Source organism: Geodermatophilus sp. SYSU D00814, from assembly GCF_054050055.1.
The window spans coordinates 127,787-140,012 of the sequence record NZ_JBJGYP010000002.1 but is presented as its reverse complement, the minus strand read 5'-3'; the positions used below and the strand labels follow the sequence as shown (position 1 = coordinate 140,012).

The following is a 12,226-nucleotide window of genomic DNA, read 5'->3' as shown; positions in this document are numbered from 1 at the left end:
CCGTCCGCACCGACACCCCCCCAGGAGCCCGACGTGTCCTTCGCCCACGAGTACCTCGCCCGGTCCCGCGCCCAGGAGCTGATCGGCGACGCCGACCGGGCCCGGCGCACCCGGTGCCTGCGGCCCTCCCGGCCCTGGCGCCGCCGTCCCCGCCGGTGCTGCCCCTGACCGCCCTCCCCGCGCACCGACACCCGTCCCCGACCCACCACCCACACCCGAGGAGCTCCCGATGCTGTCCAGCACGCCCCGCACGTTCACCGGCTCGACCACCTTCACCGTCACCGGCATGACCTGCGACCACTGCCGCCGCGCCGTCACCGAGGAGATCGCCGCGGTCGACGGCGTCGGGTCGGTCGCCGTCGACCTGGCGACCGGCACCGTCACCGTCACCGCCGAGCACCCCGTGGACCGCGCGGACATCGCCGCCGCCGTCGACGAGGCCGGCTACGCCCTCCTCCCGTGACCCCCGCCCACCCCCCTGGAGGCCGGCCGTGACCACCCCGACGCCCACCCGGGACACCCCGGCCGCAGCCGCGCACCCCGCGCACCGCCCGAGCGCCCGGAGGTTCGCCCTCCACTTCCTCGAGATGGTCGTGGCGATGGCCGTCGGCATGGTGGCCCTGCACCCGGTGTGGACCGTCGCCCTCGACGCCGTCGACGCCTCCTGGCTGATGGCGGACCCCTACACCGGCGCGCTGGTCATGGCCACGAACATGACCGTCGGCATGTCCGCGTGGATGAGGGTCCGCGGGCACCGCTGGCGGCCGATCGCCGAGATGGGCGCGGCGATGTACCTGCCGTTCCTGGTGCTGTTCGTGCCGCTGGCGCTCGGGCTCATCGGCGAGGGCGCCCTACTGCTGTGGGGCCACGTGCTGATGCTCCCGGCGATGGCCGCGGCCATGCTGCTGCGCCCGTCCGAGTACGCCTCCTGCTGACCCCGACTCCTCCTGACACCGCCCCCTGCTGACACCGCCCCCTGCTGACACCGGAGCCCGCCGTGTCCCCTCCCGCCACCGCCATCCGCCGCGCGACCCCCGCCGACGCCGCGACCGTCGCCGCGATGGTCCGCGAGATCGCCGCCCACGAGGACCAGGCCGAGCACGTCCACGTCACCGACGAGCGGTGGCAGCAGCTGCTCGGGCGTCCGGACGTGCTGGTCCTGCTCGCCGAGCGCGACGGCGCGGCCGTCGGCTACGTCTCCGCCGTCCGCCGGCTGCACCTGTGGACCGGCGGCGACGTGCTGGACCTCGACGACCTCTACGTCCGCCCGGGCTGCCGCGACGGCGGCGTCGGCCGGCGGTTGATGGCCGCCCTCGCCGCCCTCGCCGCACCCGAGCAGCTGCTCGTCCGCTGGGGCGTGGAGGCCGACAACGTCGACGCCCAGCGGTTCTACCGCCGCCTCGGCGCCACCCTGCGGCCCAAGGTCGTCGCGGCCTGGACACCCGCCGCGTACACCGCCGTGGGTTGAGCGGCCCGCCGGACCCGGCGATCCCGCCGGTCCGAGGCCGCCGACCCCCGCCGGACGATCCCGCCTGAGCCCGATCACGTCGCCCCCAGGAGACCGCGATGACGACCACCGCGATGACGACCACCGCGATGACGACCGCACCGGCCGCCCCCGCCACGGCGACCGAGCCGGCCAGCTGCACCCTCGACATCGGCGGCATGACGTGCGCCTCCTGCGTCGGCCGGGTGGAGAAGGCACTGAACCGCCTCGACGGCGTGGCCCGCGCCGAGGTGAACCTGGCGACCGAGGCCGCCACCGTCCGCTTCGACCCGGCCCGGGTCGGCCTGGCCGAGCTGACCGCCGCGGTCACCCGCGCCGGCTACTCGGCGACCCTGCGCCGCGAGGCCCCGCCCGAGGCCGCCCCGGCCGAGGTCCCGGACGGTGGTGACGACGCGCACCTGACCTCGCTCAAGCGCCGGTGGCAGGTCACCCTCGCCGTCGGCCTCGGCCTGATGGTGCTGATGTACGTGCCGCTGTACCTCGACGCCATGGACTGGCTGATGCCGGCGGTCCTCGTCGTGGCCACGGTCGTGCAGTTCTGGGCCGGCCGGGACGTCTACCGTGCCGCCTGGACCGCCGCGAGGCACCGGTCGACGACCATGAACACCCTGGTCGCCCTGGGCACCGGCGTCGCCTACGGCTACAGCGCCTTCGTCACCCTCTGGCCCGCGGCCGCCGAGCGGTGGGGGCTGCCGCTGCACGTGTACTTCGAGACCGCGCTGGTCGTCCTCGCCCTGGTCCTCGCGGGCCGGTGGATGGAGGCCCGCGCCCGGCGGCAGACCGCCGCGGCGGTCACCGCCCTGGTCGGCCTCGCGCCGAGGACCGCGCGCGTGCTGCGCGACGGCGCCGAGGTCGACGTCCCGGTCGAGCAGGTCGTCGTCGGCGACCTGGTCCGGGTGCGGCCCGGCGAGCAGGTCCCGGTCGACGGCATCGTGACCGACGGCGCCACCGCGGTCGACGAGAGCATGCTGACCGGCGAGAGCCTGCCGGTGGACAAGACCACCGGCGACACCGTCATCGGCGCCACGCTCAACCGCACCGGCACCGTGGTGCTGCGGGCCACCGCCGTCGGCGCCGACACCGCGCTGGCCCAGATCGTGCGCCTGGTCGAGGACGCGCAGGGCGCGAAGGTCCCGATGCAGCGCCTCGCCGACCGGGTCTCGGCCTGGTTCGTGCCGCTCGTGCTGGGGCTGGCGGCGGCCACCTTCGTCGCCTGGGCGGTGTTCGGACCGGACGACGGCTCGATGACCATGGCGATCACCACGACGATCGCCGTGCTGATCATCGCCTGTCCGTGCGCCCTGGGGCTGGCCACCCCGACCGCGGTCATGGTCGGCACCGGCCGCGCCGCCGAGCTCGGCGTCCTCATCGGCGACGGCGACGCCCTGGAGACCGCGCGCCGAGTCACCGCCGTCGTCCTGGACAAGACCGGCACCATCACCCGGGGCCGGCCCGCCCTCACCGGGGTCACCCCCACCGGCGGGTGGGCCGAGGACGACCTCCTGGCGCTGGTGGCGGCCGCCGAGACCGGCAGCGAGCACCCCGTCGGCGAGGCGATCGTGGCCGCCGCCACCGACCGCGGGCTGGTCCTGCCGCCGCTGCGCTCCTTCGACGCCGTCCCCGGCCACGGCGTCGACGCCGTGGTGGGCGACCGGCACGTCCTGGTGGGCAACCGGGCCCTGATGGCCGCCCGCGGCGTCGACGTCACCGCGCTGCAGCCCACCGCCGCCGCCGAGGCCGCGGCCGGCCGCACCCCGATGTACGCCGCGGTCGACGGCGGACCGGCCGCGGTGCTCGCGGTCGCCGACACGGTCAAGCCGGGGTCGGCCGAGGCGGTCGCCCAGCTCGAGGCCCTCGGCCTGTCGGTGTGGATGCTCACCGGCGACGACGCCACCACCGCCGCCGCGATCGCCGAGCAGGTCGGCATCGAGCACGTGCTGGCCGAGGTGCTGCCGGCGGACAAGGCGGCGCAGGTGCGCCGGCTGCAGGAGCAGGGGCACGTCGTCGCCTTCTGCGGCGACGGCGTCAACGACGCCGCCGCGCTCAGCGCCGCCGACGTCGGCATCGCCATCGGCACCGGCGCCGACGTCGCCATCGCCGCCTCCGACGTCACCCTCGTCGGTGGGGACCTGCGCGGCATCGTGTCGGCGATCGCGCTGTCCCGGCGCACGGTGACCACGATGAAGCAGGGGCTGGGCTGGGCCTTCGGCTACAACCTGCTGCTGGTCCCGGTCGCGGCCGGCGCCCTGTACTGGTGGGACGGGCTGCTGCTGGACCCGGTGCTGGCGTCGGCGGCGATGGCGATGAGCTCGGTCAGCGTGGTCACCAACGCCCTGCGGCTGCGCCGCTTCCGCCGCCCCGCCACCGCCGCGGAGATCCTGTCCCCGCCGCTGCGCGAGCGGGTCGGCCAGTACGCCCACCTCACCGCCGTCGCCGTCGTCGCGCTCGCGCTGGGCGCCGGGCTGACCGCCGTGTCGCGGATGGACGTCGCCGAGCGCGGCATGAACGGCCAGCTGGCCTGGACCCAGGGCACCGGCATGCCGATGCGGCCGGCGATGAGCGTGATGATGACCGCCGAGGTGCCGGCCACCGAGGCCGCCGACGCCGGGCTCGAGGTCCGCCTCGACCTGCCCGACGACGTGCGCCCGGGAGAGCCGGCGCGGCTGGTCGCCACCGTCGTCGACGGCGCCACCGGTGAGCCGGTCGAGGACCTGACCCGCAGCCACGAGGCGTGGATGCACCTGATCACCACCCGGGAGGACCTCGGCACGTTCGCCCACGTCCACCCACGGCCCACCGGCGAGCCCGGGCAGCTCGCCGTCGACGTCACCTTCCCGACCGCGGGCCGGTACGTCGTCAACACCGAGTTCCGCCGGCAGGGCGAGATGGCCGACGTCCACGCCCGGCAGGTGGTCACCGTCGCCGGCCCCGCGCCGGAGCCGGTGGTCCTGGCCGCCGGGCCGCGCAGCGTCGTCATCGACGGCGTGCGGGTCGAGCTCGCGGGCGACGCCGAGGCGGGAGGCGTCAGCGACCTGCGCCTCACGCTCACCGACGCCTCGACCGGCCGCCCGGTCGACGACCTGCAGCCCTACCTGGCCGCCGCCGGCCACGTCGTGGTCATGCGGGCCGGCGCGACGACGTTCGCCCACGAGCACGCCGAGGTCGAGGACGCGTCGGGCCGGCCGGTGTTCGCCCTCCCGGGACAGACCTTCGGACCCGAGCTCGACGTGCACGCCGAGTTCCCGACCGCCGGGACCTACCGGCTGTGGGCGCAGTTCCGCCTGGCCGACGGCACCGTGGTCACCGTCCCGTTCACCGTGCAGGCCCACTGACCCGGGCAGCGGCGCAGTGACCACGGACCCTTCCTCCGGTCCGGCCGCGGGTCTACCGTCCTGCCGTCCGCACGGGGGAACAGCACCGAGCCGACCGGAGGCGGCCATGCTGAACGACAGCCGAGTCGAGGCCAACATCCCCGCGAGCGACCTCGACCGGGCGCGCGACTTCTACGCCGACAAGCTGGGCCTCACCCCCGTCGCGGAGGTCGAGGGCGTCCAGCTCACCTACCGCACCGCCGGCGGGACGGCGTTCAGCGTCTACCGCACCGACTTCGCGGGACAGGCGGGGCACACGCTGGCGCAGGTGCACGTCGACGACATCGAGTCCGAGGTCCGCGACCTCGAGGCGAAGGGCGTGCGGTTCGAGCACTACGACATGCCCGGCATCGAGTGGTCCGGTGCCATCGCCTCGATCCCGGGGATGGGCAGGGCGGCCTGGTTCACCGACAGCGAGGGCAACATCCTCTGCGTCGACCAGGCCGGCTGACCGGGCGCCCGTCCGCACCTCCCGGTCACACGGGTCCGGACCAGGCCCGCGGGACGGGCACGCCGTCGACCTCGACGTCGACCCGCTCGCTGTAGAAGGCGACGAGGCCCGCGATCGGCAGGAGCTGCCGGGTGGGGAACGTGTAGGACCAGGCGACGTCCTCGGGTGCCGGCGTCGTCCCGTCCCGCAGGGACCAGTAGTCGGAGGTGACCCCCTTGTACGGGCACGCCGTCCGGGTGCCGGTCCGGACGAGGTGCTCGAAGGCCACGTCGGTGCGGTGGACGTAGTAGCGGGTGGGCAGTCCGGTCTCGAAGACGAGCACCGGGCGCGTGGTGTCGGCGAGCAGCCGGCCGTCCAGCGCCACGCGCACGTGGCGGTGCGAGGGCAGCGCGTCGACCCGCACGTACGGGTTGCGGGGGTGGACGAAGACCTGCTCGTCCTCCTCGTACCAGGCGTCGAGCGCGGCCCACTCGAAGCGGGCGGTCCCGGCCACCCCGGGAACGGCGTCGGCGCCGAAGACCTGCACGCTGCCGGGCCGCTCCTCCTCTCCCGCCCGCAGGCCGTACCGGCGCGCCGGTCCCCACCGGGACGGCGTCTGCCTGCCCTCGTCGACCAGGACGGCGTCGTCGACGTCGTCGACGGGGACGTGGTACTGCGGGTAGGCGGACTTCTCCCAGACGTAGCGCGCACGGACGGAGTCGAAGACGGTCCGGCCGCCCAGGGTGGCGCTGACCCGCCGCGGTGAGGGTTCGACGCGACCTGCCGTGGCCGCCATCACGGGGTGGTCCCGGCCCGCCGGGGCGAACGGAGCGGTCACGTCTCCTCCATCTCGTGGGCGCACGGTCAGCCGGCCGGGGAGAGGTCGGCTGCCCCGAAGGGCACGTCGAAGCGGTCGCACCAGACGACGACACCGGTGTACGCGGTGCCGTCGACGCCTGCGGGCACCGGGTAGTTCTGGTCGCCCACGTTGCCCTTGAGCGGGCCGAGGTCGACGTGGTCGTCGTCGAACCCGTCCGCCGGGCCGCCGGCCGGGTTCTGCGTCAACCACACGACCAGCACCGGTCCGTTGGACGTGGCGAACCCCTCGAACCGGACGACCAGCCCGCCATCGGGCAGCCGGAGGAGCCGAGCGGTGCCGACGGTCTCGTGCTCCCGGGACGTGAAGCTGCCGGAGGCCAGTTCCACCGGCTCCGTCACCGGCGGCGCGACCGATCCGGGTGCCAGGGACGACGAGGGGACCGCCGCGGGCAGGGCCTCGTCGACCCGCTGGTCGTAGAGCAGCTTCTGCGGTTGGAACCAGAACACGGCCCCGACGGCGAGGAGGTGGGTCCGGCAGCCGTCAGCCGGACCCACCTCCTGCGCAGGAGCCGCGGCCGCTCCCCGGGCCGCGCCGCTGCGTGCGCGGGACCGGTGGCCTCGCCGGTCCGCGTCATGACAGGGCGGCCCGGCGGATGTCGGCGGCGGGGACGCCGCGTGCGGCGGCGTACGCGCAGGGGTGTGCGTAGGCGTGGGCGGCCTGGTCGGCGCCCGCCTCCAGCTGCAGGCAGATCCCGGTGCTCCAGTTCCAGACGACGACCACCGCCCCGCCGGTCCTCCGGTCCCACAGGAGCGCCACCTCCACGGGCCCCTGCTGGCGGCGGGCCAGCTCGTGGAGCCGGGAACCGTCCGTCGTGCTGCGCGACATGTCCGACCACTCCCGACCTCTCCAGGGGACGCCGTTCCACCACCGTCGTCACCGCAGGCCCCCGAGGGGTTACAGCCGCCCGCTGCCGGGCTCCCGGTGAAACGCCGGCGGCCGACCGGCGACAGCACCTGCACGGGCCGCCGACCGGCGGCGGGCACGGAGACGGGAGGCGTGGCATGGCTCCTGGGGACACCGGACCGCACACCGGCCGGGCGGACGGGCCGCACCCCCGGACCGGTGCGTGGTGACCGCCACGGCGGCGGACGCCTTCGTCGCGGCCGACCGGGACTTCGCCGCCGTCACCGGCAGGCGTCCCTCGCTGGAGGTCCTCGTCCGGTGCGACGCGCACGAGGGCCCGACGTACCTGCCGGAGGAGGACGCGCTCTACGTCACCACGACCCCGGTGGGCCGGCCGCCCGGGGCACTGGTCCGGCGGATCGCGCTGGACGGTGACCGGGCCGGCCTGGACGCCGGACGGGTGAGCACCGTGCCGGCCGCCGCGGTCGTGCCGAACGGGATGACCGCGTGGGCCTGCGGCCTGCTCGTGTGCGACCAGGGCGGGTTCGACGCCCCGGCGCGGCTGTCGTCCCTCGACCCCCGCACCGGGGCCACGACCGCCGTCGTCGCCCGCCACGAGGGGCGGCCCCTGAACTCCCCCAACGACGTCGTGGTGCGCCGGGACGGGACGGTCTGGTTCACCGATCCCTCCTACGGGCACCTGCAGCACTTCCGGCCGGCCCCCCGGCTGCCGGACGCGGTGTACCGGTTCGACCCGGGGACCGGCGACCTGCGGGTGGTCGCCGACGACCTCGACAAGCCCAACGGGCTGGCCTTCTCCCCCGACGGGTCGGTCCTCTACGTCGCCGACAGCGGCGCGGTGCAGGGGCCGGGCAGCGTCGATCCCGGCCGGCCGCACTCCGTCCACGCCTACGACGTCGTCGGCGGGGATGCCCTCGGGGCTCGGCGGCTCCTCGACGTCATCCCCGTGGGGACGCCCGACGGGCTGGCGGTCGACACCGCCGGCCGGGTCTACGTGTGCTGCGGCGACGGCGTCCGCGTGCTCCGGCCCGACGGGACGCTGCTCGGCCGCATCGCCGTCCCCGGCGGTGCGGTGAACCTCACCTTCGGCGGTCGCGACCGCGACCGGCTGTTCATCACCGCGGACACGGCCGTCTGGGTGGCCGTCCTGAACACGAGAGGAGCGTGACCGCCATGACCGCGGTCCGCACGCGCAAGGTCCTGGACGGCGCCGGCGTGGACGCCGTGCTCACCGCCGCGGAGAAGCACGCGACCGAGCACGGCCACCGGGTCGTCATCGCGATCGTCGACGCCTCGGGGCGCCTGCTCGCGCTGCGGCGGACGGAGGGCAGCCAGGCCGCCAGCGACCAGGTGGCCATCGACAAGGCCCGGACCGCGGCGGTCTTCGTCCGCCCCAGCCGGGAGATCGAGCAGCAGGTGACCGACGGGCGGCTGGGCGCGCTGGCCCTGCACGGCGCGCGCGCCCTCACCGGCGGCGTGCCGCTCACCGTCGACGGCGAGGTGGTCGGGGCGATCGGGACCAGCGGCGAGACACCGGACGAGGACGAGTCGGTCTCCCTGGCCGGGGCGTCCGCGGTGACGGGTGCGCGGGAGGTCCCGGCGCTCGGCGCCACGGCCGCGCAGGTGGCCGTCCGGGCCGTCGCCGAGGCGGCCACGGCCCGCGGCGTCGCCCCGGTGGTGGCGGCGGTCGACGCCGGCGGGGACCTGGTGTTCCTGTGGCGCCCGGACGCGGCGCAGGTGGCCAGCGTCGGCGTGGCCACCGACAAGGCCCGCACCGCGGCGCTCTACCGGCGGCCCAGCCGCGACTTCGAGCGGCAGGCCTCCGGCGGGCGGCCGTCGGCCCTGCACCTGGCCGGCGCGGTACCGCTGCAGGGCGGCATGCCCATCGAGGTGGACGGCCACGTCGTCGGCGCGGTCGGCGTCAGCGGGGCCTCCTCGGCCGACGAGGACCAGGAGCTCGCCGAGCTCGGCCGGGACGCCGGCGAGCGGGCCGCGTCCGGCGCGGGCACCCGGGACGCCGTCCACGTCCCTGGCGGCGACGTCGAGGAGGTGTTCCGGCAGGGCGGCCTGCTCGTCGACACCGACCGCTACCAGGTCGACGCCGGGCGGCGCACGGCACCGGGAGCCGTCGAGTACCACGCCGCCGTCGTCGACGTCATGCGCGTGGTCCGCGGCCGGGCCACGGTCGTCACCGGCGGCACCATGCACGCGGCCCGGGAGGTGGCACCGGGCGAGCTGCGCGCCGAGTCGATCGTCGGCGGGACCTCGCACGCCCTGGCCGAGGGCGACGTCCTCGTGGTGCCCGCCGGTGTGCCGCACCAGTTCGTCGAGGTCTCCGACCCGTTCCTGTACCTGGTGACGAAGGTGGTGGCCTAGCCGTGGCGGCTCCTCCGCTCCCGACCGTGCTCAGCACCACGGCCGACCTGCCCCGGCCGACGCAGCTCCTCCCCGGCCCCGCGGCCGCCGTGGTCGACCTGCAGACCGACCAGGGCGCCGCGCTGGTCGGGGCCACCTGGCGGTACGCCGATGCCCGGGTCGAGGAGATCGACTTCGTCGAGGTCGGGTCGCCGGACGACCCGCTCGGCCCGGGCGACGTCCCCAACCGGACGTTCGACGTGCTGCCGCACGCCGGGGCCGCCGACTTCGACGACTCCGGCTGGCGGGTGCTCTCGCCCGCCGAGACGCAGCTGCGCCTGGCCGGGGGCCGGGTCTGCTTCGGCTGGTACCGGCTCGGCGTGACCGTCCCCGAGCGGGTCGGGGACCTCGACCCCACCGGGTGCACCGTCGTCTTCGAGGTCGTGGTCGACGACTACGCCGAGGTGTGGGTCGACGGCCGGCTCCCCGTCGCCCTGGGTGACACCGGCGGTCAGGTGGTGGCCGGCTTCAACGCGCCGAACCGGGTGGTGCTGACCGACGACGCCCGGCCCGGCCAGACGTTCCGGATCGCCGTCTTCGGCGCCAACGGCCCCATCTCGGCGTCTCCGCGGAACTACGTCTGGCTGCGCGGCGCGACCCTCGACCTCTACCGTCCCGAGCAGGCGCGGCGCACCGAGCGGGCCGACCTCCGGGTGACGCGTGCGGACCCGGCGCTCGACGCGGTGCTGGAGCCCGGCGCCGTGCTCGAGCGGGTGGCCGGTGGCTTCGAGTTCACCGAGGGCCCGGTGTGGACGCCGGACGGCGCGCTGCTGTTCAGCTCCCCGAACACCAACCACGTCTACCGCTGGCGTCCGGGCGGCCCGGTGACGGTGTTCCGCTCCCACAGCGGCTACGCAGGCGCCGACATCGGCCGCTTCGCCCAGCCCGGCTCCAACGGGCTGGCCCTCGACCCGCAGGGACGCCTGACCCTCTGCCAGCACGGCAACCGGCGGGTGCTGCGCGTCGAGCCGCACGGCGACGTCACCGTCCTGGCCGACCGGTACCAGGGCAGGCGGCTCAACAGCCCCAACGACCTGGTGTACCGCTCCGACGGCACGCTGTTCTTCACCGATCCCCCGTTCGGCCTGCCCGGCGGCGCCGCCGACGCCGAGCGGGAGCTCCCGTTCAGCGGCGTGTTCTGCGTGCGCGACGGGGTCGTGCGGCTCCTCGCCGACGACCTGGCCGGACCCAACGGGATCGCGCTGTCCCCCGACGAGCGGTACCTCTACGTGGGCAACTGGGACCCCGCCGCCAAGGTGGTGGTCCGCTACGAGGTGGCGGCCGACGGGTCGCTGTCCGGCGGCCGGGTCCTGGTCGACACGACCGACGCCGAGGGCGAGGACGCCGTCGACGGCCTCGAGGTGGACCGGGCCGGCAACCTCTACGTCTGCGGGCCGTCCGGGATCTGGGTGCTCACCCCCGAGGGCCGGCACCTGGGCACGCTGCACCTGCCGGAGAGCCCGCACAACGCCACCTGGGGCGACGCCGACCGCCGCACCCTGTACGTGACGGCGATGACCAGCGTCTACCGCGTCCGGACCCGGGTCGGCGGCGCGCGGCCCGGCACGGCGGACCGGGCGGAGGAGGACCGGTGAGCACCGGACTGGAACCGGGAGCCGTGCTGCCCGACTTCGAGCTGCCCGACGAGAACGGCACCCGGTGGCGGCTGTCGCGGCTGCAGGGCTCCGACGCCATGGTCCTGCAGCTCGGCCGGGGTGAGCACTGCCCCCGCGAGCGGGCCCACCACCGGGAGCTGCTGCGGCTGCAGGAGGTCCTCCCGCTGGCCTTCACGACGCTGGTCACCGTGGTCCCGAACGACCTGCACGACACGTACAAGCTGAAGAGCTCCACCGGTGCGTGGTGGACCTTCCTGTCCGACGGCGACCTGGCGGTCCAGCGGGCCCTGGAGATCAACGAGTACACCGATCCGCACCACGCGGCCACCGTGCCGCACACGCTGGTGCTCGCCCCGGGCCTGGTGATCGACCGGGTGTACTGCGGCTACTGGTTCTGGGGGCGCCCGTCGGCCGACCAGCTCTGGCGGGACCTGCAGGACCTGTTCCGGCGCACCAAGGCCGACTTCGACCCCACCACCGACGAGGCACGCGCGGCCTGGAGCCGGGCGCGGGCCTCGGCGTGACCCGGTGCCGCCCGGGACCGCGCCGTGTCCGACATCTGGGCCCTCGACGTCCCCGCGGCCGAGAAGGTCCTGCGCACCCTCGCCGTCTACGCGGCGCTCGCGCTGCTGCTGCGGGTCGCGGGGAAGCGGAACCTCGCCCACCTGAACTCCTTCGACCTCGTCGTCGTGCTGCTGCTGTCCAACGTCGTCCAGGACGCGCTGATCGGGCCGGACGACAGCCTGACCGGCGGTCTGCTGGCCGCCGCCGTGCTCGTCGCCGTCAACGCGGTGGTGGTGCGGCTGATCGCCCGCTCGGAGCGCGCGGTCCGGGTGCTCGAGGGGTCGGACGTCACGCTGGTCCGGCACGGCCGGTTCCTGGACCGGGCCCTGCGGCGGGAGGGCCTGCGGCGGGCCGACGTCGAGGCCGCGCTGCGGGTGCAGGGCGCCGACGGCGCCGACGACGTCGCGGAGGCGGGCCTGAGTCCCGGCGGCAGCATCGTCGTCTGGCTGGAGCCCGCCCGGATGTCGGCCACGCGCGGCGACGTCGACGCCCTCCACCGGCGACTCGACGCCCTGCACCGCGCGGTGGACGGGCTCGCGGCCGGACGGGACGCCGCGCGCTGATCTCACCCGGGTGAGA

At 75.7% G+C, this 12,226-nt stretch carries 14 protein-coding genes; 11 read left to right on the top strand and 3 right to left on the bottom strand.

Features of this window, described 5'->3' with window-relative positions; genetic code table 11:
* Window positions 1–33 precede the first annotated feature (33 nt).
* The 6 genes from ACI780_RS02245 to ACI780_RS02220 all read left to right on the top strand — a co-directional run bounded on the left by ACI780_RS02245 (window position 34) and on the right by ACI780_RS02220 (window position 5,329).
* Complete coding sequence (locus ACI780_RS02245) at window positions 34–168, top strand: hypothetical protein (protein ID WP_456869835.1); 135 nt, start codon at window positions 34–36, stop codon at window positions 166–168.
* A gap of 61 nt (window positions 169–229) precedes the next feature.
* Entirely contained in the window at window positions 230–463 is a 234-nt protein-coding gene (locus ACI780_RS02240) for a heavy-metal-associated domain-containing protein (RefSeq protein ID WP_456869834.1), read from the top strand.
* A gap of 28 nt (window positions 464–491) precedes the next feature.
* A complete protein-coding gene (locus ACI780_RS02235) occupies window positions 492–935 on the top strand; it encodes a hypothetical protein (protein WP_456869833.1) in 444 nt (147 codons plus the stop codon).
* A gap of 62 nt (window positions 936–997) precedes the next feature.
* Window positions 998–1,468: an N-acetyltransferase family protein gene (locus tag ACI780_RS02230; RefSeq protein WP_456869832.1), complete on the top strand. Its 471-nt coding sequence runs from the start codon at window positions 998–1,000 to the stop codon at window positions 1,466–1,468.
* 98 nt (window positions 1,469–1,566) lie between these two features.
* On the top strand, window positions 1,567–4,839 hold the full coding sequence (locus ACI780_RS02225) for a heavy metal translocating P-type ATPase (protein ID WP_457000598.1): 3,273 nt from the start codon (window positions 1,567–1,569) through the stop codon (window positions 4,837–4,839).
* Window positions 4,840–4,945: 106 nt separating this feature from the next.
* Window positions 4,946–5,329: a VOC family protein gene (locus tag ACI780_RS02220; protein ID WP_457000597.1), complete on the top strand. Its 384-nt coding sequence runs from the start codon at window positions 4,946–4,948 to the stop codon at window positions 5,327–5,329.
* A 25-nt stretch (window positions 5,330–5,354) separates the two neighbouring features.
* Here ACI780_RS02220 and ACI780_RS02215 read toward each other — a convergent pair whose 3' ends face one another.
* From ACI780_RS02215 to ACI780_RS02205, 3 genes are all read right to left on the bottom strand, one after another.
* A complete protein-coding gene (locus tag ACI780_RS02215) occupies window positions 5,355–6,146 on the bottom strand; it encodes a DUF427 domain-containing protein (RefSeq protein WP_457000596.1) in 792 nt (263 codons plus the stop codon).
* A gap of 26 nt (window positions 6,147–6,172) precedes the next feature.
* Complete coding sequence (locus ACI780_RS02210) at window positions 6,173–6,634, bottom strand: DM13 domain-containing protein (protein ID WP_457000595.1); 462 nt, start codon at window positions 6,632–6,634, stop codon at window positions 6,173–6,175.
* Between the two features lie 124 nt (window positions 6,635–6,758).
* Window positions 6,759–7,013 carry a hypothetical protein gene (locus ACI780_RS02205; RefSeq protein ID WP_457000594.1) on the bottom strand — a complete coding sequence of 85 codons (255 nt, stop codon included), beginning with the start codon at window positions 7,011–7,013 and terminating at the stop codon, window positions 6,759–6,761.
* A 241-nt stretch (window positions 7,014–7,254) separates the two neighbouring features.
* On the opposite strand from ACI780_RS02205, the gene ACI780_RS02200 reads away from it, so the two are divergent.
* From ACI780_RS02200 to ACI780_RS02180, 5 genes are read left to right on the top strand one after another with little or no spacing between them, the layout of a single operon-like run.
* Complete coding sequence (locus tag ACI780_RS02200; protein WP_457000593.1) at window positions 7,255–8,220, top strand: SMP-30/gluconolactonase/LRE family protein; 966 nt, start codon at window positions 7,255–7,257, stop codon at window positions 8,218–8,220.
* Between the two features lie 5 nt (window positions 8,221–8,225).
* A complete protein-coding gene (locus tag ACI780_RS02195; protein WP_457000665.1) occupies window positions 8,226–9,428 on the top strand; it encodes a heme-binding protein in 1,203 nt (400 codons plus the stop codon).
* Between the two features lie 26 nt (window positions 9,429–9,454).
* Window positions 9,455–11,062, top strand: a complete 1,608-nt coding sequence (locus tag ACI780_RS02190) for an SMP-30/gluconolactonase/LRE family protein (RefSeq protein WP_457000592.1) — start codon at window positions 9,455–9,457, stop codon at window positions 11,060–11,062.
* The gene (locus ACI780_RS02185; protein ID WP_457000591.1) at window positions 11,059–11,607 is read left to right on the top strand and encodes a redoxin domain-containing protein; all 549 of its coding nucleotides are present in this window, start codon (window positions 11,059–11,061) and stop codon (window positions 11,605–11,607) included. Before ACI780_RS02190 ends, ACI780_RS02185 begins: the two co-directional genes overlap by 4 nt.
* Window positions 11,608–11,631: 24 nt before the next feature.
* Window positions 11,632–12,210 carry a YetF domain-containing protein gene (locus ACI780_RS02180; protein ID WP_456869823.1) on the top strand — a complete coding sequence of 193 codons (579 nt, stop codon included), beginning with the start codon at window positions 11,632–11,634 and terminating at the stop codon, window positions 12,208–12,210.
* Window positions 12,211–12,226: the final 16 nt, after the last annotated feature.